The sequence below is a fragment of the Microbacterium sp. H37-C3 genome (assembly GCF_027157935.1).
Taxonomy (GTDB): Bacteria; Actinomycetota; Actinomycetes; order Actinomycetales; family Microbacteriaceae; genus Microbacterium; species Microbacterium plantarum.
Window position 1 is genome coordinate 652,813 of record NZ_JAPVLR010000002.1, and the last position, 23,951, is coordinate 676,763.

General features: G+C 70.9%; 21 protein-coding genes. 16 read left to right on the forward strand and 5 right to left on the reverse strand.

What is annotated here, in order from left to right; genetic code table 11:
- Positions 1-4 precede the first annotated feature (4 nt).
- On the forward strand, positions 5-1,075 hold the full coding sequence (gene ccsB / locus O1W71_RS08110; protein WP_269267358.1) for a c-type cytochrome biogenesis protein CcsB: 1,071 nt from the start codon (positions 5-7) through the stop codon (positions 1,073-1,075).
- A 377-nt stretch (positions 1,076-1,452) separates the two neighbouring features.
- On the opposite strand, the gene O1W71_RS08115 is transcribed toward ccsB, so the two are convergent.
- Both O1W71_RS08115 and O1W71_RS08120 read right to left on the reverse strand, forming a co-directional pair.
- Complete coding sequence (locus O1W71_RS08115; protein WP_269267359.1) at positions 1,453-3,507, reverse strand: YhgE/Pip family protein; 2,055 nt, start codon at positions 3,505-3,507, stop codon at positions 1,453-1,455.
- Positions 3,504-6,329 carry an MMPL family transporter gene (locus O1W71_RS08120; RefSeq protein ID WP_269267361.1) on the reverse strand — a complete coding sequence of 942 codons (2,826 nt, stop codon included), beginning with the start codon at positions 6,327-6,329 and terminating at the stop codon, positions 3,504-3,506. The genes O1W71_RS08115 and O1W71_RS08120 overlap by 4 nt, the downstream gene beginning before the upstream one ends.
- Positions 6,330-6,455: 126 nt before the next feature.
- Here O1W71_RS08120 and O1W71_RS08125 point away from each other — a divergent pair, with 126 nt between their 5' ends.
- A complete protein-coding gene (locus tag O1W71_RS08125; RefSeq protein WP_023952201.1) occupies positions 6,456-7,073 on the forward strand; it encodes a TetR/AcrR family transcriptional regulator in 618 nt (205 codons plus the stop codon).
- Positions 7,074-7,091: 18 nt separating this feature from the next.
- On the opposite strand, the gene O1W71_RS08130 is transcribed toward O1W71_RS08125, so the two are convergent.
- Complete coding sequence (locus tag O1W71_RS08130) at positions 7,092-8,081, reverse strand: o-succinylbenzoate synthase (RefSeq protein ID WP_269267536.1); 990 nt, start codon at positions 8,079-8,081, stop codon at positions 7,092-7,094.
- A gap of 47 nt (positions 8,082-8,128) precedes the next feature.
- Between O1W71_RS08130 and O1W71_RS08135 the strand changes: the two genes are divergently transcribed.
- The 3 genes from O1W71_RS08135 to O1W71_RS08145 are packed head-to-tail and all read left to right on the forward strand — an operon-like array spanning position 8,129 to position 11,186.
- Positions 8,129-9,028 (forward strand): 1,4-dihydroxy-2-naphthoyl-CoA synthase, encoded by a 900-nt coding sequence (locus O1W71_RS08135; protein ID WP_269267363.1) that lies wholly within the window; start codon positions 8,129-8,131, stop codon positions 9,026-9,028.
- Between the two features lie 17 nt (positions 9,029-9,045).
- Complete coding sequence (locus O1W71_RS08140; protein WP_269267364.1) at positions 9,046-10,206, forward strand: AMP-binding protein; 1,161 nt, start codon at positions 9,046-9,048, stop codon at positions 10,204-10,206.
- Positions 10,207-10,217: 11 nt separating this feature from the next.
- Positions 10,218-11,186 (forward strand): 1,4-dihydroxy-2-naphthoate polyprenyltransferase, encoded by a 969-nt coding sequence (locus tag O1W71_RS08145; protein ID WP_114588150.1) that lies wholly within the window; start codon positions 10,218-10,220, stop codon positions 11,184-11,186.
- Between the two features lie 18 nt (positions 11,187-11,204).
- Here O1W71_RS08145 and O1W71_RS08150 read toward each other — a convergent pair whose 3' ends face one another.
- Positions 11,205-11,465: a DUF4229 domain-containing protein gene (locus tag O1W71_RS08150; protein WP_112616729.1), complete on the reverse strand. Its 261-nt coding sequence runs from the start codon at positions 11,463-11,465 to the stop codon at positions 11,205-11,207.
- A gap of 53 nt (positions 11,466-11,518) precedes the next feature.
- On the opposite strand from O1W71_RS08150, the gene O1W71_RS08155 reads away from it, so the two are divergent.
- Together O1W71_RS08155 and menD are read left to right on the forward strand one after the other, a co-directional pair.
- A complete protein-coding gene (locus tag O1W71_RS08155; RefSeq protein ID WP_269267368.1) occupies positions 11,519-11,923 on the forward strand; it encodes a PLD nuclease N-terminal domain-containing protein in 405 nt (134 codons plus the stop codon).
- Between the two features lies 1 nt (position 11,924).
- The gene (gene menD, locus O1W71_RS08160) at positions 11,925-13,736 is read left to right on the forward strand and encodes a 2-succinyl-5-enolpyruvyl-6-hydroxy-3-cyclohexene-1-carboxylic-acid synthase (RefSeq protein ID WP_269267369.1); all 1,812 of its coding nucleotides are present in this window, start codon (positions 11,925-11,927) and stop codon (positions 13,734-13,736) included.
- Positions 13,737-13,770: 34 nt separating this feature from the next.
- Here the strand turns inward: menD and O1W71_RS08165 are convergent, their stop codons facing one another.
- A complete protein-coding gene (locus O1W71_RS08165; protein WP_269267370.1) occupies positions 13,771-15,063 on the reverse strand; it encodes an isochorismate synthase in 1,293 nt (430 codons plus the stop codon).
- A gap of 38 nt (positions 15,064-15,101) precedes the next feature.
- Here O1W71_RS08165 and O1W71_RS08170 point away from each other — a divergent pair, with 38 nt between their 5' ends.
- From O1W71_RS08170 to O1W71_RS08210, 9 genes are all read left to right on the forward strand, one after another.
- Positions 15,102-15,632, forward strand: coding sequence for a DUF402 domain-containing protein (locus O1W71_RS08170; protein WP_269267371.1), 531 nt, complete (start codon positions 15,102-15,104; stop codon positions 15,630-15,632).
- 115 nt (positions 15,633-15,747) lie between these two features.
- Positions 15,748-16,485 (forward strand): bifunctional demethylmenaquinone methyltransferase/2-methoxy-6-polyprenyl-1,4-benzoquinol methylase UbiE, encoded by a 738-nt coding sequence (ubiE, locus tag O1W71_RS08175; RefSeq protein ID WP_269267372.1) that lies wholly within the window; start codon positions 15,748-15,750, stop codon positions 16,483-16,485.
- A 48-nt stretch (positions 16,486-16,533) separates the two neighbouring features.
- Positions 16,534-17,589, forward strand: a complete 1,056-nt coding sequence (locus tag O1W71_RS08180) for a polyprenyl synthetase family protein (RefSeq protein ID WP_269267373.1) — start codon at positions 16,534-16,536, stop codon at positions 17,587-17,589.
- Positions 17,590-17,642: 53 nt separating this feature from the next.
- Positions 17,643-19,028, forward strand: coding sequence for an FAD-dependent oxidoreductase (locus O1W71_RS08185; RefSeq protein ID WP_269267374.1), 1,386 nt, complete (start codon positions 17,643-17,645; stop codon positions 19,026-19,028).
- Positions 19,025-19,390, forward strand: a complete 366-nt coding sequence (locus O1W71_RS08190; protein ID WP_112616743.1) for a hypothetical protein — start codon at positions 19,025-19,027, stop codon at positions 19,388-19,390. Before O1W71_RS08185 ends, O1W71_RS08190 begins: the two co-directional genes overlap by 4 nt.
- Before the next feature lie 141 nt (positions 19,391-19,531).
- A complete protein-coding gene (locus O1W71_RS08195; RefSeq protein ID WP_269267375.1) occupies positions 19,532-20,794 on the forward strand; it encodes an extracellular solute-binding protein in 1,263 nt (420 codons plus the stop codon).
- Complete coding sequence (locus tag O1W71_RS08200; protein WP_269267376.1) at positions 20,791-21,726, forward strand: carbohydrate ABC transporter permease; 936 nt, start codon at positions 20,791-20,793, stop codon at positions 21,724-21,726. Before O1W71_RS08195 ends, O1W71_RS08200 begins: the two co-directional genes overlap by 4 nt.
- A complete protein-coding gene (locus O1W71_RS08205) occupies positions 21,726-22,574 on the forward strand; it encodes a carbohydrate ABC transporter permease (RefSeq protein WP_094262209.1) in 849 nt (282 codons plus the stop codon). Before O1W71_RS08200 ends, O1W71_RS08205 begins: the two co-directional genes overlap by 1 nt.
- Positions 22,575-22,620: 46 nt before the next feature.
- On the forward strand, positions 22,621-23,916 hold the full coding sequence (locus O1W71_RS08210) for an ABC transporter ATP-binding protein (RefSeq protein WP_269267378.1): 1,296 nt from the start codon (positions 22,621-22,623) through the stop codon (positions 23,914-23,916).
- Positions 23,917-23,951 lie beyond the last annotated feature (35 nt).

The following is a 23,951-nucleotide window of genomic DNA, read 5'->3' on the forward strand; positions in this document are numbered from 1 at the left end:
GATCATGCCCGAAGACCTGTCGCTGGATGCCGTCTCGGTCCTTCTCGTCTGGACAGCGGTGGCTGTCTACGCGCTGGCCTTCATCGCCTACGCGGTCGATCTGGCTCGTCGTTCCGACCTCGCGCTGAAGACGAAAGATTCCGTCCCCGCCGCGGCTGCGGCTGCGCCCGCCCTCGTCGCCGCCGGCGGCGCGCAGACGATCGGTGAGATCCGCGCCGCAGAGGCGCAGGCGGAGCTCGCCCTCAACGCCCGCCCCGCCGAGCGGCCGCGGCTGCTCTGGGCGCGCATGGGCACGACCCTGACCTGGATCGGGTTCCTGTTCCATCTGGGCGCGACCGTGCTGCGCGGCATCGCCGCCGAGCGTGTGCCGTGGTCGAACATGTACGAGTTCGCCCTCACCGGGCTGCTCCTCGTGGTGATGGTCTACCTCGTCGTGCTCTTCCGGTACGACCTCCGGTTCCTCGGTACCTTCATCACCGGGCTCGCGGTCGTGCTGCTCGGTGGCTCGGTCCTCAACTTCTACGTCGCGGTGGTGCCGCTCGCCGACCCGCTGAAGTCGATCTGGCTCGTCATCCACGTCTTCGTTGCCTCGCTGGCGTCGGCGTTCTTCGCGCTCGCGTTCGCCCTGTCGATCGTGCAGCTCATGCAGGCGCGACGCGAGGCACGCGCGATCGCTCGGGTCAGCGCCGAGGCTGGGGATGCGGCATCCGCGGGATCCGCTCCGCAGCGCGACGGTGTGCGGTTCCTGCGTACGCTGCCGAGCGCCGACGCCCTCGAGTCGCTCGCCTACCGCTTCGCGATCATCGGCTTCATCTTCTGGACCTTCACCCTCATCGCCGGCTCGATCTGGGCCAACGACGCGTGGGGCCGGTACTGGGGCTTCGACACGAAGGAAGTGTGGACCTTCGTCATCTGGGTGCTCTACGCCGGCTACATCCACGCTCGCGCGACGCGCGGTTGGCGCGGAAACCGCAGCGCCTGGCTGTCGATCGTCGGCTTCTCAGCGGTGCTGTTCAACTTCATCATCGTCAACCAGTTCTTCAAGGGTCTGCACGCCTACAGCGGCCTGAGCTGACCCCTCGCCGCGGTGCGCGGGCGTCGGCTCGGTTGGCAGCATGCGCCCATTCCTTTCGCTCGAAGGGGCGTGAACTGCCAACTGGGAGTCGCCCGGGGTGCGGGGCGTCGGCTCGGTTGGCAGTAGCTGCCCGTTCTCGTCGCTGGAGGGGGCATGAACTGCCAACTCAACCTTGCCGGGGTGCGGGGCGTCGGCTCGGTTGGCAGCATGTGCCCATTCCCGTCGCGCGTGGGGGCGTGAACTGCGCACTCAACCTCGCCGGGGTGCGCGGCGTCGGCTCGGTTGGCAGCAGGCGCCCATTCCTTTCGCTCGAAGGGGCGTGAATTGCCAACTCACTCGCTCCGCCCCCCCTCACGAGAAGGCGGGGTGAACGCGTGTCAGACGGCGGCGGCGGGGTGCAGCACGTCGCGCACCGAGGTGGTGCGCGCCCGGGCCGTGACGATGACCGTGACCACGAGTGAGATCACCGTCCACACGAGCAGCCCCGCAACCGCGGCTCCCGCACCGCCGGCCGAGGTGAGCACCGCGAGCAGGCCCTGGTAGGCGGATGCCGTCGGCAGCAGCCCCGCGATCTGCGACAGCACTCCGGGCACGGTCGAGACGACTCCCGTGGCCACCGCCAACACCGCGACACCGGCCGCGACCCATCGGCCCGCTCCGCCGAGCAGCGCGACGAGGGCCTGGTTCACGGCGGCGAAGGCGACACCCGCCAGGGCGGAGAGTCCGGCGAACGCGGCCCACGTCCACGGGTCGTACGAGGCCGCGAGCTGCACGACCATCGCGACCAGGACGCCCTGCACGAGCCCGACCACCGCGGCGGGGGCGAAGGCCCGCAGCGTCAGCAGGAACGACGGGCGACGTGAGGTCAGCGCGCCGCGGGGGACGGCCTGCAGTGCCACGAACGATCCGATCGCGCCGAGCCACAGGGCGAGGCCCGTGAGCAGCGGGATCGCCGAGGCGCCGAACAGGTCGGACCCGAGGCCCTCTGCCTCGACGGGTGCGGCCACGACGCTCGCGAGGTCGGTCGCCTGCTGGTCGGTGTACGACGGCAGCGCCGCCGTCGCGGTGTCGAGGCCGTCGGCGAGAGTGCCCGTGCCGTCGGCGACGGTTCCGACGCCGGTGGCGAGGTCGGTCGCACCGCCGGCCAGTTCGCCGGCGCCGGAGGACAGCTGCGCGGCGCCGTCGGCGGCCGACGCGGCACCCGTGGCGAGGGCCGACGCGCCGGAGGCCAGCTGGCCGCCTCCGGCTGCGAGAGCGTCCGCACCGTCGGCGAGCTCGGTCATGCCGTTCGCGAGCTGCGTCGCCGCACCGGCGGCCTGCTGCAGACCGGAGATCAGCTCGGGCGCAGAGGCCGCCAGTCCCGAGACCTGTCCGGCGATCTGCCCGGACTGACCGATCACACCGGTGACCTCGGGCAGGGCGCTCTGCGTGCGCGCGGAGACGGTGCGAAGGGCGTCGCAGACCTGCGCCGATCCGCCGTCGGCCTCGCAGCTCGCCGCGACGGCCGCGAGCTCGTCGGCGGCCTGAGCCACGCCGGTCGCGATGCGGTCGGAGTTCTCGGCGAGGTATTGCGCTCCGGCAACGGCCTCGGCGGGGATTTCGGGAACGCTCAGCCCGCTCAGCGATTGCGACAGCTGGGCGGCGAACTCATTGGTTCCGCCGGCGAGAGTGCGCGCGCCCTGCGCCCAGGTCGTCAGGCCCGTCTGGGTCGCCGCGGCCCCGTCGGAGAGCTGCGAAGCACCGGTCGCGAGCTGGCCGACCCCGTCCGAGAGGGTTCCCGCGCCGCTGGCCAACTGGCCCGCACCGTCGGCGAGCTGCGTGGCGCCGTCGGCTGCCTGCCGCCCGCCGTCGGCGAGCTGTCGGGCGCCCGAGGCGGCATCTCCGAGCTGATCTCCCAGCGTCGTGAAGCCGAGGAACACGTTCTCGAGATAGACCGTCGAGAGCTGCGAGCCCATGAGCGAGGTGGCCGCCTGTGTGATCTGCGCCGTGATGGCGTCGTCGACGACGAGGCTGTCCGGGGCGGTGTCGACCCGGATGGTGGCCTTCTCGGGCGTGCCGCCCGGGGTGGTCGAGGTGGCCGCGGCCGAGAAGCCGCTCGGGATCGTGACGACGGCGTCGTAGGTGCCGTCGGCGAGCCCGGCCCGGGCGTCCTCGTCGTTCGAGATGACCCAGTCCAGGTTGCTCGGGACCTCGTCCGACCCGGCCACCAGACCGGCGGTCAGCTGCCGGCCGAGGGGCGCGAGCTGACCGTTGACCTCGACCGCCTGGTCGTCGTTGACGATCGCCGCCCGCATGTTGTCGAGGCGCTCGACGGGGTTGTAGAGCGCTGCGACCAAGACGCCGCCGATGAGGACGGGCAGCAGGATGACGCCCACGATCGTGAGCCAGGTGACGGGCTTGCGCGAGCGGGCGCGCTCGATGAACAGGGTCATGACGGGATCACCTCGGTGTTCGGGTGCGACGGTTCGGACGCGGATGTCGCGGATGCACCGCCGTGCAGGGGGAGGGTGTGGGGCGCCGGGCGATGGGCCTCAGCGAGGATGTCGAGCACGCCGAGCTCGCGCCGGACGATCGCCACGACGGTGAGGGCACCGGCCCCCGCGTGGCGTTCGTCGAGGTCGGATGCCGCATCGCGGAGCACCGCGGCGGCCTGATCGCGGTCAGCGCCGGCGAGGGCGTCGAGTCCGTCGACCACGACGACCGTCGCTCCGCCCGAGGTGGCGCGACGCAGCTCGGCCACCGGGTCGGTCGTGTCGTCGAGCAGCGCGAGGCCGACGTGCGAGCGGACCCACGGCGCCCGCTCGGGCAGCAGGTGCCCGCCGACGCGGAGCAGCCCCCCGTCGACGCGGAGCCGCCCGGAGACGGCGAGGGCGAAGGCGCGGCCGACGCGCGGATCGGGGTGGGAGACGACGAGCGACTCGCCGGGCTCGACCCGGAAGGTCGCGTCGGAGAAGACCGCCGCGTGGCCGTCGTCGTCGGCGTGGACGGCGACATCCTCTCCGACCAGGGCGGCGGAGGTGTTGCGCTCCGGCCACTCGCGCAGCGAGAGCTCGCGCTCGACGGCCTCGCCCTCGATGTCGAAGTGGGGGAGGATGCGGTCGAGCCAGCGCGGCATCCACCACGCCTTCTCGCCGAGCAGCGCCATGACGGCCGGCACGAGCGTCATGCGGATGAGGAATGCGTCGACGGCGATGCCGACGGCGAGCCCCAGTGCGATCGGCTTGATCGACGAGTCGCCCTCGGGGACGAACGCGGCGAAGACGGCGAACATGATCACCGCCGCGGCCGTGACGACGCGCGCCGACGAGGTGAAACCGGAGCGGACAGCCCCGACGGCGGTGAGGCGATCCGCGCGGCCGCCCCGGTCGCGGCGGGCATGGACGTAGTCCTCGCGCATCCGCGAGACGAGGAAGACCTCGTAGTCCATCGCGAGGCCGAACAGGACGCCCATGAGGATGATCGGCATGAAGCTGATCACGGGCCCCTCGCGGGTGACGTGCAGCAGGTCGGCGAACCAGCCCCACTCGAAGACGGCGGCGACGACGCCGAAGGCGGCGAGCACCGACAGCAGATATCCGAGCGCGGCCTTGATCGGCACCCAGATCGATCGGAACACGATCGTCAGCAGGATGAGCGAGAGCCCGACGACGAAGACACCGAAGGGCAGCAGGGCTTCGCCGAGCCGATCGGAGATGTCGATACCCACGGCGGTGAACCCGGTGACCTTGAGGTCGACACCGTACTCGTCGAGCAGGCGGTCGTGCTGTGCCCGCAACTCGCGCACGAGGTCGGCCGTCTCGGGGGAGTCGGGTGCGGTCTCGGGCACGATCTGCACGAGCCCGGTGTCGGCGGTCTCGTTGGGGGTGGCGAGCGCGACCTCCTTCACCCCGGGAATGGTGGCGATGTCATCGCCGATGTCCTGCATCAGGGTCAGCGGATCGTTCGAGGTGACGATCGTCCCGGTCATGATCAGCGGACCGTTCGCGCCGGGACCGAAGTGCTCGGCGGTGAGGTCGTACGCCTGCCGGGCCTCGCTCGAGGGCGGCTGCACCCCCGCGTTGGGGAGGGCAAGGGTCAGGCTCGCCGACGGGATCGCGACGACGCCGAGACCCGCGATGACCGCGATCGTGGTGACGAGCGGATGCCGCGTGACGCCGCGCACCCAGCGCTCCGAGAACGATCGACGGGGCGCGGCCGGTCGCTTCCGCGACCGCTTCGCTCGGCGGGGCCAACCGGCGACACGAGCTCCGGCGAAACCGAGGAGCGCGGGAGTGAGGGTGACGGCGACGACGACGGCGATCGCGACGGCAACGGCTGCAGCGATGCCCATCGTCGTGAGGAAGGGGATGCCGGCGAAGCTGAGCCCGATCAGTGCGATGAGCACCGTGATGCCCGCGAACGCGACGGACGATCCCGCGGTTCCGGTCGAACGGGCGGCGGACTCCTCCGGGTCCATGCCCGCACGCACCTGGTCCTGATGTCGGGCGGCGATGAAGAGCGAGTAGTCGATGCCGACGGCGAGGCCGAGCATGACCGACAGCAGCGGGGTCGTCGACGACACAGAGGCGAACTGCGTCGCCACGAAGATCATCGCCGTCGCGAGCGCGACCCCGATGAGAGCGCTGACGAGCGGGAACCACGAGACGGCGAATGAGCGGAACGTGACGATGAGGACGAACAGTGCCACCAGCACACCGATCACCTCGACGATCGACAGCGCCGGGATCGAGGTCGAGAACAGGTCACCGCCCAGCGCGATCTGCGTGCCGTCGGGGAGGTCCGCCCGCATCCGGTCTGCCACCGAGGTGAGCGCGTCCTTCGTCTCTGCGCTGACCGAGGTCGCCTCGCCGTCGAACTGCACGCGGACGATCGCGGCCCGGTCGTCCTCCGAGACCAGGCCGGAGACCGTCTGGTCGAACGGATCGGTCACGGCAAGGACGTCATCACCCAGGTCGCCGAACGCGGTCACGGTGTCGGCGATCTCGCCGGCGAACGGCTCGTCGCGCACGCTGTCTCCCTCGGGGGCGACGACGACGAGCTGCGCGCTCGTGCCGCTCGCCTGGGGGAACGTGCGGTTCAGCAGCTCCAGCCCCTCCTGCGCCTCGGTCCCCGGGATCGAGAAGGAGTTGTCGGTGCCCTTGTTCAGCAGCGCCGCTCCGCCGCCGGCGATGACGAGGATGAGCAGCCACGAGACGAGGACCCGCCAGGGGTGACGGAACGACCAGCGTCCGAGGGTGAACAGGAGTGTGGACACGGGCGCTCCAGGTCTGATCGATCGTCATGGTTGTTCGATACAGCGCTGTATCCGATACACCAATGTATCCTAGGTTGATCACCCATCGATCAGGCTGGACGATCGGTGTGAAACACGAGGAGCACCATGGACGCCGAGGCACGCACAGCCACCCGCAGTCGCGAGAACACGCGCGCCCGGCTGCTCGATGCCGCCGCCGAGGTCTTCGCCGAGGTCGGTCTCGACGCGGCATCCGTCGAGGCCGTCTGCGACCGTGCCGGATTCTCGCGCGGCGCCTTCTACTCGAACTTCGACTCCAAGGGCGAGCTCTTCCTCGCCCTGGTCGAGCGGTCCTCCAGCGAGAAGCTCGACCTGGTCGCCGACCGCGTACGCACCCTCGATCGCACCGCGGCGCCCGATCCGTCCCTGCTCGTTCCCCAGATCGTCGACGTCTCGCTCGGGGGCATGGAGCCCCGGCTGGTGTCGGAGCTGCGCACGCAGGCACTTCGCGACGAACGGATGGCCGAGGCCTACCTTCGCCTGCAGGACGGCATCGTCGAGCGGGTGCGGGTGATCGTCGACGACATCCGGAAGGTCTACGAGCTGCGCTTCCGGCTGCCGATCACGGAGGTCGCGCAGCTCATGGTCGATCTCTCCGATGCAACGTGCGAGCGGGCGGCGGTCGAAGGGCTCGGCGAAGCGGAGACGACACGGCTGCTGCACGAGCGCATCGGGCAACTCGCGACCGCGCTCCTCGACGCCTGAGGCCCGAGCGACCTGCGCTCAGCGCGGCTGTGCGAGCACCGCGTGGCAGCGCTCGAGCCGCTCGCGCCACCACCGCTGCCGCTCCGCGGACGGGGCGAGCGCGGCGACGGCATCCCGGTCGACCGTGACCCGTCCGGTCGCGAGCTCACCCGAGAGCGGACGCAGGGCGGGGGTCGCGACATCGGCGGCGAACAGCGAGGCCGTTCCCAGGCCGCAGTCGAAGTCGAGCTCGGGCAGGGCCGCCGCCAGGGTGACCCCCATCGACAGGCCGACGCTCGTGTCGAGGGCGCTCGAGACCACCGCGGGTAGACCTGCCTCTGCCACCAGAGCGAGCGCACGCCGGACGCCGCCGAGCGGCTGCGCCTTGATGACGAGCAGATCGGCGGCGCCGGCCCGCGCCACCGCGAGCGGGTCGTCGGCCTTGCGGACGCTCTCGTCGGCGGCGACGGGAATCCCCATGTAACGCACACGGCGGCGCAACTCGGCGAGCTCCTCGACGCTCGCGCACGGCTGCTCGACGTACTCCAGGTCGGACTCCGCCAGGGCGTGGAGCGCGTGCTCGGCCTCGTCGAGATTCCACGCGCCGTTCGCGTCGATCCGCACACGTCCCTCGGGGCCGAGCGCCTCGCGGACCGCCCGCACGCGGGCGACGTCGTCGGCGAGCACCTGGCCGCGCTCCGCGACCTTGACCTTGACCGTGCGGCATCCGTCGTACCGCGAGAGCACCTCGGCGACGCGCTCGGCCGCGACGGCCGGCACGGTGGCGTTCACGGCGACGCGCTCGCGGACCGGCGCGGGCATCGCGGTCCAGCCGAACTCGAGCGCGGCGGCCAGCCAGGTCGCGGCCTCACCGTCGTCGTACTCGGTGAACGGCGAGAACTCCGTCCAGCCCTCCGGCCCCTCGAGCAGCAGCGCCTCTCGCACGTCGACGCCGCGGAAACGCGTCGTCAGCGGCAGTGCCACGACGTGCGATCGGTCGAGCAGCTCGGCCAGGGAGGGGAGGGGCAGTGCGGGGTCCACGCGTTCATCCTCCCACCGCGGCATAGGCTGGCGGCATGGTCTCGGAACTGTTCGATCCCGCGGAATGGTCGCTCGCCCCCGGGGCGGACGCCTACACCGACATCACCGCTCACGTCTCGACCGACGGGCGCATCGCGCGCATCGCGTTCGACCGTCCCGAGGTGCGCAACGCCTTCCGCCCGCACACGGTCGACGAGCTGTACCGCGCGCTCGACACCGCACGCCAGGACCCGCGCATCGGCGTCGTTCTGCTCACCGGCAACGGTCCGAGCGCGAAGGACGGCGGCTGGGCGTTCTGCTCGGGCGGCGACCAGCGCATCCGGGGCCGCGACGGCTACAAGTACAGCGACGACGAGAGCGCCGTCGCCGACCCAGCGCGCGCCGGACGCCTTCACATCCTCGAGGTGCAGCGCCTCATCCGGTTCATGCCCAAGGTCGTCATCGCCGTCATCCCGGGCTGGGCTGCGGGCGGCGGGCACTCCCTGCACATCGTGTGCGACCTCTCGATCGCCTCGGCCGAGCACGGCCGGTTCAAGCAGACCGACGCGGATGTCGGGTCGTTCGACGCCGGGTACGGCTCGGCGTACATGGCGCGGCAGGTGGGCCAGAAGATCGCCCGCGAGGTGTTCTTCCTCGCGGAGGAGTACTCGGCCCAGCGCGCCTACGAGATGGGCGCGGTGAACCGTGTCGTCCCGCACGCCGAACTCGAACGCGAGGCGATCGCGATGGCCCGCACGATCCTCGGCAAGTCGCCCACCGCGATCCGCATGCTGAAGTTCGCCTTCAATGCGATCGACGACGGAATGGTCGGCCAGCAGGTGTTCGCGGGCGAGGCGACGCGGCTCGCCTACGGCACCGACGAGGCCGTCGAGGGGCGTGACGCCTTCCTGCAGAAGCGCGACCCCGACTGGTCGCCCTACCCCTACCACTTCTGAGATGGCTCGCCTCTGACATGGCGGTCGACCTCGTCCCGGTCGCGTCGGAGCCCCGCGCGGTGCTCCGGGCCCTTCGGCAGACCCTCGACGGTGCCGGGCCGGCGCTCGCCCTCGGCGCGCCCGCCGGCACGAGCGCTCCGGCGCAGGCGCCGCCCGGAACCGTCGCCGTCGTCACGACGTCGGGGTCGACGGGGATGCCCAAGAGCGTCGTGCTCAGCCGTTCGGCCCTCATCGCCAGCGCCGCGTCGACCGCGGCCCGCATCGGCGAAGGGCGCTGGCTCCTCGCCCTGTCGCCCGGGTACGTGGCGGGGCTGCAGGTGATGGTGCGCAGCCTCCTCGCGGGGCACGAGCCGGCCGTCCTCGCGGGGTCGTTCTCGCCCGCCGCCTTCGCCGCGGTCACCGCGTCGACGCACTCGAGCGTCGGCGGGCAGCGCGCGGCGACGTTCACCTCGCTGGTACCCGCCCAGCTGGCCGATCTGCTCGACGCGGCCGAGACGGATGCCGCCGTCGCCGACGCCCTGCGGGCCTACGAGGCGATCCTGGTGGGCGGGCAGGCGCTCCCGGCGTCGCAGCGCGAGCGCGCCACGCGGTTGGGGGCGCGCATCGTGCGCACCTACGGCTCGACGGAGACGAGTGGCGGATGCGTCTACGACGGCGTCCCGCTCGACGGGGTAGGGGCGCGGATCGTGGCCGGCGAGGTGCAGCTCTCGGGCCCCATGCTCGCCGACGGCTACCTCGGCGAGCCCGACCGCACGGCGGCATCCTTCATCGTGGATGACGGTGTGCGCTGGTACCGCACCGGCGACGCGGGGGAGTTCGACGAGAACGTGCTGCGGGTGACCGGGCGCGTGGACAACGTCATCATCTCGGGTGGCGTCAACGTCTCGCTCGACCGCGTCGAGGCCGTCGTCCGGGAGCGAGCCGGACTCTCGTCGGCCGTCGTCGTCGCGACGACCGACGAGCGATGGGGGCAGGCGTCCGCCGTCGTCGTCGAGATCGCAGCGCTCGCCGAGATCGGTGCCGACGAGTCGGCTCTGCTGTCCGAGATCCGGGACGCGGTCGGCGACCGGCTCGGCAAGCCGGCGCGCCCCGCACGGGTCGTCGCGGTCGAGCGCATGCCGGTGCTCGCGAGCGGAAAACCCGACCGTGCGGCGTTGCGTCGCATTCTCGCGATCTAGGATGATCCCTCGTGGCTCGCTCGTCTCGCTCCCCGAAGTCGTCTCGTCCCGCGCCGCGCGGCGGTAACCCCGCCAAGCGCGGCCTCGTCTCGGCTCCGCCGCCGCGGAAGGCGACGGCTCGCGATTGGATCGGCGCGGCGCGGCTGCGAACCCTGCCGCTCGCGATCACCCCGGTTCTCATCGGCACGGGGGCGGCGATGCTCGTCGACCGCGACCTGCACTGGGTCATCGCGCTGTGCTGCCTCGTGGTCGCGGTCGCACTGCAGATCGGCGTCAACTACGCCAACGACTACAGCGACGGCATCCGGGGCACGGACGATGTGCGCGTGGGTCCCGCGCGACTCACCGGCGGCAAGCTGGCGAAGCCCCGAACGGTGCTCACCGTCGCCCTCGGGTTCTTCGGCCTCGCCGCCGTCGCCGGCATCGCGATCGTCGTGCGGACGGGGCACTGGTGGATGCTGCTGGTCGGGGCCGCCTGCGTCGTCGCGGCGTGGTTCTACACGGGTGGCAAGCGACCGTACGGCTACGCGGGTCTCGGCGAGCTCTTCGTCTTCGTCTTCTTCGGCCTTGTCGCGACCGTGGGCACGACCTTCGTCCAGGCCGGATTCGTTCCCCAGGAGAGCTGGTTCGGCGCGGTGGGCGCTGGGCTCCTCGCGTGCGCCGTGCTCCTGGCGAACAACCTGCGCGACATCGACCAGGACCGCATCGCCGGCAAGCGCACCCTGACGGTCCTGATCGGCCGGACGGCGACGCGCATCGTCTTCACCCTGTTCGTCCTGGCGCCGTTCGCGATCGCCGTGCTGCTCGCCCTGGTCTATCCGATCGCCTGGCTGAGCCTCTTCGCGCTGCTGCCGGCTCTGTCGGCGATCCTCATCGTCTGGACGTACCGCCAGCCGCGTGAACTGGTCGTCGCCCTCGCGCTGACCTCGTTGACGTCCGTCGCGTACGGCGCGTTCCTGTTCTGGGCCTTCGTCGGCTGAGGCCCGGAAGACCTGAGGTCAGGACGCGGCGTCTTCGGCCTCGGCGTCGGTCTGGGCGCCGGAGCGGCGGCGCGTGCGTCGTTCGGCGAGGCCCGAGGCGACATCGTCGAGCGGCCGGCGCAGGAAGATCATCGACAGGCTCAAGCCGATGAGGGCGGCGAAGATCGCTGAGAGCCAGTAGTACTCGCGCATGATGGGGAACAGCATCATGATGCCGAACGGGACCAGGAAGGCGAGGAGCCGCAGCACCGAGTAGACGACGGCCGAGCGGGCATTCATCCGACCATTCTACGTCCGGGCCGAGGGGGTCGCCGGACGCCTAGGATGGGGGGATGGCGCGGCTCCTGCTCATCGGTGTGCTGCTGGCACTCGCCTTCTGGGTGTACAGCATCGTCGACTGCGCGCTGCAGGACGCGACCGGTCACCGCGGCGTCAGCAAGCCGGTCTGGATCCTCATCGTGGTCCTGCTGCCCGTGCTGGGCGGCATCCTCTGGTTCGTCGTCGGACGCGCCCGCCGCACGAGCGCTCCCGTCCGCCGAGCCCCGGACGACGACCCCGACTTCCTCGGCAGCCTCGGGTCGGTGCGAGACCAGGACGAGCGCATCCGCCGTCTCGAGGAGGAGCTCGCGGCGCTCGACGCCGAGGCCGACGACCCTCGCGACGTTCCGCCCGCTTCCTCGTCGTCGAGCGACGACGACGCCGAAGGCCCGGCCGGCTCACGCGGCCCGCGCGCCTGAGATGAGCGGCGCCGAACACGCTCCGACGCCGGCGGATCGGGCGCCGGCGACCGACGCCGCCGCTGCACTGCTCGGTGCTCTCGTCGCCGGGGGAGTGCGCCACGTGGTCCTGAGCCCGGGATCGCGCTCCCAGGCGCTCGCGCTCGTGGCGGCGGAAATGGAGCGGCGGGGCCTCATCCGTCTGCACGTCCGCATCGACGAGCGGGTCGCCGGGTTCACCGCGCTCGGTATCGGACGTGACACCCGGATGCCGGCGGCTGTCGTATGCACGTCGGGAACGGCGGTCGCCAACCTGATGCCTGCCGTTCTCGAGGCGCACCACTCCGGCGTGCCGATGCTGCTGCTGACCGCCGACCGGCCGCCGGAGCTGCGCGGCATCGGGGCCAATCAGGCGACGCATCAGCCCGGGATGTTCTCGCGCTTCGTCCGGCTCGAGGTCGACGCCGTGACGCCGCAGGACATCGACGACGCCCCCACCGCAGCGCAGTCGGCGGAGATCGCCGTCCTGGCTGCCGACGCGCTCACCGCGGCGCTCGGCGACCGGTCGCGGCCGGCCGGCCCCGTGCACCTAAACCTGCCGTATCGGAACCCGTTGTCGGGCGGCCTCCCGCCGTGGCTCATCGACGCGGACGCCGAGCCCGCGCCCGCCCCGGCCGCCCGCGGCGCCGAGCCGGGCGAAACAGTCGACGCCACAGTGTCGGGCGCGCACTATCAGGGCGGCGGGGGGATCGGCCAAGCCGAACCCCCGATGCCCCTCGAGCCGGTGGAGCTCACCCGCGGGCCGAACACGCTCGTCGTCGCGGGCGCGGATGCCGGTCCGGCGGCGGAGGATCTCGCTCAGGCGGGAGGCTGGCCGCTCGTCGCCGAGATCGTCAGCGGTGCGCGGTTCGGGCGCAACCTCGTCCACGGTTACCGTGCGGTGCTCTCCCGCCCCGATCTCGCCGACGCCGTGGAACGGGTCGTCGTGTTCGGGCACCCGACGCTCAGCCGCGAGGTGGCCGCATTGCTTTCGCGACCGGAGGTCGAGGTCTGGGCCGTGCGCGGCCCGGGAGAGGACCTCAATCTCAACGGAACGACGACAGCGGTCGCCGCGGTGTCCGTTCCGCCCGGAGAGGCGGACCGGGCCTGGCTCGGCGCCTGGATGCGCGCATCGCGTGAGGAGGCCGTCGACCTGAGCCCCGCGGCGCCCGATGTCGACGGGCTCGCGTCGGCGGTGCCGCAGGAGCGACTCGGCGCGATCTCGGCGGAGATGGCCGTTCTCAAGGCTCCGCTCGACCGTGAGTCGCTCGTCGACGCCGTCTGGCGGGCGAGCTGGCCGCACGATCGTCTGCTGTTCGCCTCGTCGAGGCTCGTTCGCGTGGCCGACACGGTGCTCGGTGGCAAGAAGGTGCCCGTGCACGCCAATCGGGGGCTCGCGGGCATCGACGGCATCGTCGCCACCGGAATGGGTATCGCGGTCGGGAGCCAGGACGACGCACGGGCGGGCGTGACCCGCGTGCTCACCGGCGACCTGTCTCTGCTGCACGACGTCGGCGCGCTGCTGCTTCCCGGCACCGAGGACGAACCCCGGATCCAGGTCATCGTCGGCAACGACGGCGGGGGCACCATCTTCGACGGGCTCGAGGTCGCCGACACCGCACCGCCGAAGGCCGCCGACCGGGTGCTCTTCACGCCGCATGAGGCCCGGCTCGAGCAGCTCGCGCTCGCCTACGGGTGGGAGTACCGCCGCGTGACGACGCGCTCCGCGCTCGACCAGGTGCTCACCTCGCCGGTCGGCGGACGTCAGCTCATCGAGGTCCCGCTCGCCCGCTGAGTCGCTCCGCCCGGTGTGCGGCCCGTGCGCCCGCTCAGGCCAGCGCGTCGATGATCGGCCGGAACTTCACTCGCGTCTCGAGCATCTCCGACTCGGGGTCGCTCGCGCCCACGATGCCCGCACCGGCGTAGGCGGTGAAGGGCATCGAGGCGCCGCCGTCGGCGCGGTCGCCGGGACGGAACTGCGCGCACCGCAGCGCGATGGCCCACTCGCCGTCGCCGTGCGCGTCGATCCATCCGACGGGTCCCGCGTACCGTCCGCGGCTGAAGGGCTCGAGGCGGCGGATCTCGTCGAGTGCGTTCGGGGTCGGTGTGCCGGCGACCGCCGCGGTGGGGTGCAGCACGGCGACGAGGTCGAGGGCGGAGGCATCCCCGGCGAGCTCGCCCTCGACGTCGGTGGCCAGGTGCCAGACGTTCGGCAGCTTGAGCATGAACGGCTGCTCGCCGGCGACGAGCGACGAGGTCGACGGGCGGAGTGCGTCGAGCACGCTGCGCACCGCATAGCCGTGCTCGTCGAGGTCCTTCGTGCTGGTGGCGAGGGACAGGGATGCCGCCGTGTCGGCGTCGGCGTCGGCCCCGCGTGCGATCGTCCCGGCGAGGACGCGCGCGGTGACGGTGCCGCCCGACACCGTCACGAGAGTCTCGGGGCTTGCACCGATCAGACCGTCGACCGCGAACGCCCACGTGTCCGGGTACGCCGACGACAGTGCGCGCACGAGGCGCCGGAGGTCGGCATCCGCGGGAACGGTGCCGGCGAGATCACGCGCCAGGACGACCTTCTGCAGGTCGCCGTGGAGGATCGCGTCGACGCCAGCGCGCACGATCTCCTGGTAGCCGTCGGGTGTCAGCGCTCCGGGGCCGGTCGTCGCCGACCAGTGCGGGCCGAAGCCGGTCGCGGCGGGGAGGGCGGCATCCGGGTCGGAGCCGTCGGCGGTGATCGCGGTCACCCAGGCGCGTGACCCGCGGCGACCCACGACGAATCGAGGCACCGCGAAGTGCAGCGGCGGTGTCATGGCGTCGGCGCGGTCGTCGGGGCGGGGATCGAACGGCAGAGCGCCGAACGCGAGGAGTCCCGATCCGGGCAATCCGACCGGATCGTCGATCTCGGCGGCGGCGACCGTTCTGCGCCACCAGTCGGCGGCTTCGCGTGGACCGGGGTTCGCGTCGGCTGAGTCGAAGGCCGCGGCAGTGCCGCGCGCCACGAGGATGTCGCCGCGTCGCGACCACACCGTCGGGTGCTGCGGGTCGGCGAACACCAGCAGCTCGTCGGGTGCCTCGATCTCGCGAGTGACCACGCGCAGCCGGGCGGCGGGCGCAGAATCGTTCACTCGACCAGCCTAGACTCGGCGCGTGATGCTCCGCCCCCGTGCCGGGAACACCGGTGACCTTCCGCTGGCGCAAGTGGAACGGCGGAACCCACTGGGTGCACGCCTGCACCTACCTCGGCAGCGACGAGCACGGCGACTGGTTCGGCCAGCGCCCCGGCGACCGCAGCAACCGGCCCGGACGCGACTTCGTCGCGACGCATCCGTGCGTGATGCTTCTGCCTGCCGTCGGCGAGTGGGTGCTGACGATGAACGCGCCGCCGCATCCCACCCGCGTGTACATCGACATCGCCTGGGACGCCCGGTGGGACGAGGGCGGCGAGCCCACGGCGATCGACATGGACCTGGATGTCGTCGACTCCGCCACCCGCGGCATCTGGATCGACGACCGCGACGAGTGGGACGAGCATCGCGTCGCCTACGGGTACCCGCGGGAGATCGTCGCCGAGCTCGAGGCCCTCGCCGTCGACCTCGAGGCGGCCGTCACCGCGCACCGACCGCCCTTCGACGCTCCCACGGCCGCCCACTGGCTCGGCATCCTGGCATCCCTCCCCGCCCCCACGGGCTCCTGATTCCTGTCCGGCCGCCGAGGTCCCACTTCGGCCGGGAAAGCCGCGCCCATACCCGGCCGAAGTGAGACCTCGCGGGGCGGGGCTGAGCGGGGACAGCCGCGCCTAGACTCGGAGCGTGACCAGCGAGCCCAACCGCGCCGACCTCGGCAAGGACCCGTCGCGTGTGAGCGGCATGTTCGACCAGGTGGCCGGTGCCTACGACCGCACCAACGACGTCCTGAGCCTCGGCCAGGACCGCCTCTGGCGCATCGCGGCCACCCGCGCGATCGACCCGAAGCCGGGGGAGCGCATCCTCGACCTCGCCGCGGGAACGGGTGCGAGCTCGGTCTCGCTCGCCCGCAGCGGTGCCGAGGTCGTCGCCGCTGACTTCTCGCCCGGCATGATCGCCGAGGGCGTCCGCCGGTACGGAGCGCAGGCGCCGGGCGGCGGCATCTCGAATCTGTCGTTCGTCGAGGCGGATGCCACGAACCTGCCCTTCGAGGATGCCGAGTTCGACGTCGTCACGATCTCGTTCGGACTCCGCAACGTCAACGAGCCGAAGAAGGCGCTCGCCGAGATGCTGCGCGTCACCAAGCCCGGCGGCCGCCTGCTCATCAGCGAGTTCTCGCAGCCGCCCTCCCGTGCCTTCGCGGGGCTCTACCGCTTCTACAACGACCGGGTGCTGCCGCTCGTCGCGCGCGCGGTGAGCTCCAACGCCGAGGCCTACGACTACCTCAACGAGTCGATCCGCGACTGGCCCGACCAGCGCACCCTCGCCGGGTGGATCCGCGAGGCCGGCTGGGACGAGGTCGCGCACCGCGATCTGTCCTTCGGCATCGTGGCGCTCCACCGCGCTGTCAAGCCCGCGGTCTGAACCGGCTCGCGCGGATCGGCGCGGTCGCCCGGCCGGTAGGCTGGAGAGGTGACATCGAGCCCATCCGCGCCGCGGCTGGCGAAGCACCTCGGGATGACCGAGCGCATCTTCGCCGGACCCCGCACCCGCAAGCTGCTCGCGACCGTCGAAGCCGGGCTCGAGCGCGTCGAGTCGCGCCTCGGCGATGAGCTCACCGTCAGCGACGCGCTCGTCGACGCCAAGACCCGATACCTCTACGAAGCCGGCGGCAAACGGTTGCGGCCCATGCTGGCTCTGCTCACCGCGCAGCTCGGCGACGGTGCGACCGAGGACGTCATCGCCGGCGCTGCGGCGCTCGAGCTGACCCACCTCGGATCGCTGTACCACGACGATGTCATGGACGGCGCCGACAAGCGACGCGGCGTCCCCAGCGCGCACGAGGTGTGGGGCAACAACGTCGCGATCCTCACCGGTGACCTGCTCTTCTCCCGGGCGAGCCAGCTCATGGCGCGCATCGGCGAGCGAGCCATCCGCGTGCAGGCAGACACCTTCGAGCGCCTGGTGCTCGGTCAGATGCACGAGACCATCGGCGCTCAGCCGGGCGATGATCCCGTCGAGTTCTACATCCAGGTGCTCGCCGACAAGACCGGCTCGCTCATCGCCGCTGCGGCGCAGGTGGGCGTGCTCTTCTCCGGCGGACCGGAGGAGCTCGCCGAGCCGCTGCTCGCGTTCGGCGAGAAGGCCGGCGTCGCCTTCCAGCTGCTCGATGACGTCATCGACCTCTCCGCCGACCCCGAGGCCACGGGCAAGGTTCCCGGAACCGACCTGCGTGCCGGGGTGCCGACGATGCCCTACCTGTTGCTGACGCGCGCCGACGATGCCGCTTCGCGCGAGCTCGCCGCGACGATCGACCGCGGCGTCGCCGAGATCGCGGAGGGAGCCGATCCCGCGATCCTCGACGAGCCGCTCGCCCGGCTGCGCGATCACGCCGTCACGGCCGAGACGCGGGAGCTCGCCGAGAAGTGGGCCGACGACGCCGTCGCGGCCCTCGCGCCGTTGCCGACCGGCGCCGTGCGCGACGCGCTGACCCGGTTCGCCGAGGTCGTCGTCGACCGCGCCAGCTGACAGAGACCCCCGCTGCGCCCGCGCTCGGGTGCCACCAGGAACGAGGAACACCCATGACCAAGCTGAGGCTGGCCATCGTCGGAGCCGGGCCCGCCGGCATCTACGCCGCGGATCTGCTGCTGAAGGCCGAGCGCAAGTTCGACGTCTCGATCGACCTGTTCGATCACCTGCCCGCCCCCTACGGGCTCGTCCGCTACGGAGTCGCGCCCGATCACCCCCGCATCAAGGGCATCATCAACGCCCTCCGCGACGTGATCGACAGCGGCGACATCCGCCTGTTCGGCAACGTGCGCTTCGGCGAGGACATCACGCTCGATGACCTGAAGCACCACTACAACGCCGTCATCTTCGCCACCGGCGCGGTGCGCGACGCAGCCCTCGACATCCCCGGCATCGACGCCGACGGCTCTTACGGCGCGGCCGACTTCGTCAGCTGGTACGACGGTCACCCCGACTTCCCGCGCGAATGGCCGCTGGATGCCGCATCCGTCGGTGTCATCGGCAACGGCAACGTCGCGCTCGACGTGGCTCGACTGCTCGCCAAGCACGCGGACGACCTTCTGGTCACGGAGATCCCCGACAACGTCTACCAGGGTCTCCGCTCGTCGGCCGTGACCGATGTCCACATCTTCGGACGCCGCGGACCCGCGCAGGTCAAGTTCACGCCCCTCGAGCTGCGCGAGCTCGGCGATCTGCGCGACGTCGACCTCGTGGTCTACGACGAGGACTTCGACTACGACGAGGCCTCGAAGGCGGCGATCGCGTCGAACAAGCAGGTGATGGTCATCGACCGCGTGCTGCAGTCGTGGCGTCAGCGCCCGGGCGTCAACGGCGCCGGGGGAGAGGCCTCACGTCGCCTGCACCTGCACTTCTACGCCAAGCCGGTCGAGGTCAAGAAGGATGCCGCGGGCCGCGTCGCCGCGCTCGTCTACGAGCGGACGCGTCCCGACGGGCAAGGCGGGGTCGAGGGCACCGGCGAGATGCGCGAGGTCGCCCTCCAGGGTCTCTACCGCGCGGTCGGGTACTTCGGGTCGCCGCTGCCGGGCGTGCCGTTCGACGCCACGCACGGCGTCATCCCGAACCACGAGGGTCAGGTGCTTCACGAGGACTCGAACGAGCGCGTGCCGGGCGTGTACGCGACGGGATGGATCAAGCGCGGACCCGTCGGACTCATCGGCCACACGAAGTCCGACGCGATGGAGACCGTGCGCCATGTCATCAACGACCAGGGGTCGTGGTGGCAGCCGGTGGACCCGTCCGAGCAGGGAGTCCTCGATCTGCTGACCGAGCGCGGCGTCGCCTGGACCGACCTCGACGGGTGGCACCGTCTCGACGAGCACGAGATCGCTCTCGGCGCCCCTGCCGATCGCGCGCGTGTGAAGGTCGTCGACCGCGACGACATGGTCGCCATCTCGCGCGGCGAAGAGGTCGGGCGATGACCTTCCGCAGCAAGGAGACGCTCGACTCGTGGATCGAGGAGTTCCGGCAGTTCGGATACTCCCTCGCCGTGAAGGTCATCCCGCAGGACGGCAGTCTCGGCCGCGACACGGGGCTCGTCGCGATCAACATGATGAACGCGCAGACCGTGACGTACATCGAGCCGGACGTGCCGGGCGGAAACACCTGGCGCATCACGTTCGAGGCGCGCGAGACCGAACTGCGGCTCGGAGCCGGCGCCGCGCTCGCCCTGTCGACCGAGCTCGCGATGGTGTCGACCCTCTGCGCGTTCCTCGAGACGAAATCGCACGCGTTCGCGGGCGACGACCCCGCTGAGATCGTGAGCCCGGTCGCCGAGAACTGACCGGCATCCTCGTCCGCCCGGCGTACTACAGCGCGTCGGGTTGGGCAACCCGTGGTCGCTGCATTCCTCCGACGCCATGATGGGGGAACGCCCGGTGCCGTGAGCGCGCTGGGTCGCGACGATACGGAACGAGGAGGCCCGATGCGCACGACCCGGGTCCTGGCAGCCGCATCGGTGGTCGCGCTCGCAGCGACGCTCGGCGCCTGCGCCCCCGATGGCGGTGTGCCCACGCTCACCTGGTACATCAACCCCGACGACGGCGGGCAGGCGCGGATCGCCGCCGCCTGCACGGATGCCGCTGACGGCGCGTATCGCATCGAGACGTCGCTGCTGCCGCGTGATGCGGCGTCGCAGCGCGAGCAGCTCGCCCGGCGTCTGGCAGCCGGCGACACCTCGCTCGACATCATGAGCCTCGACCCGCCGTTCATCCCGGAGCTCGCCGAGCCCGGCTTCCTCGACGACGTCCCGGGAGAACTGCAGAACACCGACGGCATCGTCCAGGGCGCGGTCGACTCCGCGAGCTGGGGCGGCGAGCTGGTGACCGTTCCCTTCTGGGCCAACACGCAGCTGCTCTGGTATCGGCAGTCGGTCGTCGAGGCGGCGGGCCTCGACATGTCGCAACCGGTCACCTGGGACGACATCATCGCCGTCGCCCAGGAGCAGGATCTGCGGCTGGGCGTTCAGGGCGCGCTGGCCGAGTCGCTGACGGTGTGGATCAACGCTCTCGTCGCGTCGGCCGGCGGCGAGATCCTGAAGAACCCCGAGGCGCCCGCCGACGAGCTCGAGCTCGGGCTCGACAGCGACGCGGGACGAGCCGCGGCGGAGATCATCCACCGAATCGGGGCCGACGGGCTCGGCGGGCCGGGTCTCCCGACCGCCGACGAGAACGCCAATATGAACCTGTTCCAGGGCGAGCAGGGGTCCTTCATGGTCAACTGGCCGTTCGTGTGGCCGGCGATGACCGGCGCCGACCCCGCCATCGCCGATGACCTCGGCTGGGCGGTGTATCCGCGTGTCGATGCCGACAAGCCCGCCGCGCCTCCCGTGGGCGGCATCAACCTCGGCGTCGGCGCCTTCAGCACGAACCCCGACCTCGCCTGGCAGGCCGTCGAGTGCATCGTCCAGCCCGAGAACCAGTCGGAGTACTTCGTCACCGACGGCAACCCGCCGTCCAACGCCGCTGCCTACGACGACCCTCGTGTGCAGGAGGAGTTCCCGATGGCCGACACCATCCGCGAGTCGCTCGACCTCGGTGTGCCGCGCCCGCAGACGCCGTACTACAACGAGATCTCGATCGGGCTCCAGCGGACATGGCACCCGCCGGCAGCCGTGAACCCCGACACCACCCCGAGAACATCGAGCGAGTTCATCCTCGCCGTCCTGCGAGGGGAGCGTCTGCTGTGAGCACGCGGGAGAATGCATCGCCGCGGCCCCGACGCTCGGCCCGGGCGCGTGCGGAGGGACGACTGGGCTGGATGCTGGCCGGACCGGCATTCGTCATCATGCTGCTGGTCACGATGTACCCGATCGGGCAGGCCCTGTTCGATTCGCTGTTCAGCCTGCGACTCACCGCCCCCGATGAGCGGTCGTTCGTCCTCTTCGAGAACTACCGGGTGGTGCTCAGCGACCCCGCGTTCTGGCGGTCGATGGGGGTCACCCTCTTCATCACGGTCGTGACCGTGCTGTTCGAGCTCACCCTCGGCTTCCTCCTCGCGCTGGTGATGCACCGGGCGATCAAGAAGCTCCGCGGGCTCGCGCGGACCGCGATCCTCGTGCCGTACGGCATCATCACCGTCGTCGCGGCCTTCGCCTGGTTCTATGCGTTCGACATCAACTCGGGCGGGTACGTCAACAACTGGCTCAGCTGGATCCCCGGGTTCGACCCGGAGCTCAACTGGTTCGCCGAGCAGGGCACCTCCCTCGTGGTGATCATCTTCTCCGAGGTGTGGAAGACGACGCCGTTCATCTCGCTGCTGCTGCTGTCGGGCCTCGCGCAGGTGCCCGGCGATCTGGAGGAGGCCGCGAAGGTCGACGGGGCCACCGGGTGGGAGGTCATGCGTCGCGTCATCCTGCCGAACATGAAGGCCGCGATCATGGTCGCCGTGCTCTTCCGCACGCTCGAGGCGTTCCGCATCTTCGACAACATCTACATCATGACCGGTGGCGCCAATGACACCGAGGCGCTGTCGCTGCTCGCGTACAACACCTCGATCGGGCGCCTCGAGATCGGGCTCGGCTCGGCGATCTCGGTGCTGCTGTTCCTCAGCGTCCTGATCATCGCCGCGATCTTCATCAAGGGCTTCAAGGTCGATCTGGCGACGGGACGGAACTCCTGATGCGCACGCTCACCTGGCCGCAGCGGATCGGATGGGCCGCGATCATCATCGCGGTGCTCGTCTGGTCGCTCTTTCCCGTCTTCTCCATCCTCATGACGTCGTTCAAGACGCCGTCGGGTCTGTTCTCGGGAACCCTGCTCCCGCAGGAATGGACGCTCGAGAACTACACCGAGATCCTCGCGCCGGGCGGCGGGGCACAGGACCTGTTCCTGCCGGCGCTGCGCAACTCCGTCGGCATCTCGCTCATCGCCACCTTCGTCGCGGTCGTTCTCGCCACGCTGTGCGCCTACGCGATCGCGCGACTCGAGTTCCGCGGCAAGCGCATCATCCTCGTCACCGCGCTCGCGGTGTCGGTCTTCCCGATCGTCTCGATCGTGACGCCGCTGTTCAACCTGTGGCGGGTCATCGGCCTCTACGACACCTGGTTGGGTCTCATCATCCCGTACCTCTCGCTGACGCTGCCGATCGCGATCTGGACGCTCGCGGCCTTCTTCCGCCAGATCCCCTGGGAGCTTGAGCAGGCGGCGCAGGTCGACGGCGCGACGCCGTTCGAGGCCTTCCGCAAGACCGTCGTCCCACTCGCGGCGCCCGGAGTCTTCACGACCGCGATCATCGCGTTCTTCATCGCGTGGAACGACTTCGTCTACGGTATCTCGCTCACTTCGACGAGCGCGGCGCGCCCCGTACCCGCCGCTCTGTCGTTCTTCACCGGAGCGTCGCAGTTCGAGCAGCCCACGGGCGCGATCTCGGCGGCCGCCATCATCGTGACGATCCCGATCGTGGTGGTCGTCGTCATCTTCCAGCGCCGGATCGTCTCCGGCCTCACGCAGGGCGCGGTCAAGGGATGACCTCCAGCATCCCCGCCGCCGCCGCGTCTACCTCGAAGGGAACGTCATGGCCTCCATCACGCTGAAGAACATCGTGAAGACGTACGACGACGGCTTCACGGCGGTCAAGGGCGTCGACCTCGACATCGCCGACGGCGAGTTCGTGATCCTCGTCGGGCCCTCCGGATGCGGCAAGTCGACGCTCCTGCGGATGATCGTGGGCCTCGAAGACATCACAAGCGGCGAGATGCTCATCGACGGCGACCTCGTCAACGACAAGGCGCCGAAGGATCGTGACCTGGCGATGGTGTTCCAGAACTACGCGCTGTATCCGCACCTCACGGTGTACGAGAACATCGCCTTCCCGATGCGATTGAAGTCGAGCAACGTGCCCGACGACGAGATCGACGAGCGCGTGCGCCGGGCCTCGAGCCTTCTCGAGCTCGACGAGCACCTCGAGCGCAAGCCGGCGAACCTCTCGGGTGGCCAGCGTCAGCGCGTGGCGATGGGCCGCGCGATCGTCCGCAACGCTCGGGCGTTCCTGTTCGACGAGCCGCTGTCGAACCTCGACGCCAAGCTGCGCGGGCAGATGCGCACCGAGATCGCCCGACTGCAGCGCTCGCTGGGAACGACGACCGTCTACGTCACCCACGATCAGACCGAGGCCATGACGCTCGGCGACCGGGTGGCGGTGCTCCGCCGCGGCGAGCTGCAGCAGGTGGCCAGCCCGCGCGGGCTGTACGAGCAGCCGGTGAACCTCTTCGTCGCCGGTTTCATCGGCTCGCCGCCGATGAACTTCCTGCACGGCACGGTCGAGGGCGACACCCTCAAGCTGCCGATGTTCGACGTTCCGCTCGATGACCGGCTGCGCCGCGCGATCGGAGACCGCGAGCTCGTCATCGTCGGCGTGCGTCCCGATGCATTCGAGGATGCCGAGACCTCCGACCGTCCGCTCGAGGGTGGTGTGCGCGCCGAGGTCGATGTCGAGATGACCGAGTGGCTCGGCGAGGTGCTGTACGCCTACATCCCGTTCGAGGTCGAGGAATCGGTACGCGAGAAGCTCGCCGAGCTCGATCGTGATCTCGACGGAGAGGGGCTCCGCACGGAGCTCGTCGTGGCGCTGGACTCGCTCAGCAACATCCGCGCGGGGGATCCGGCGACACTGTGGTTCTCGCCCGACTCGCTGCACGTGTTCGACCCCGAGACGGGAGAGAACCTCACGCGCGACGAGGAGAGGGCAGCGAAGCTCGAGGACGATGCCCGCGAGCAGCGCAAGCGTGCGCTCCAGCGTGCCCAGGAGCGTGAGGCCCGTCGCACCGGCTCCGGTGCGGGCTCGGGCTCGCAGCAGAGTTCCGCCGCCTGACGCCCTGCGCCCGCGGATGTCCACGACCTAGGGTG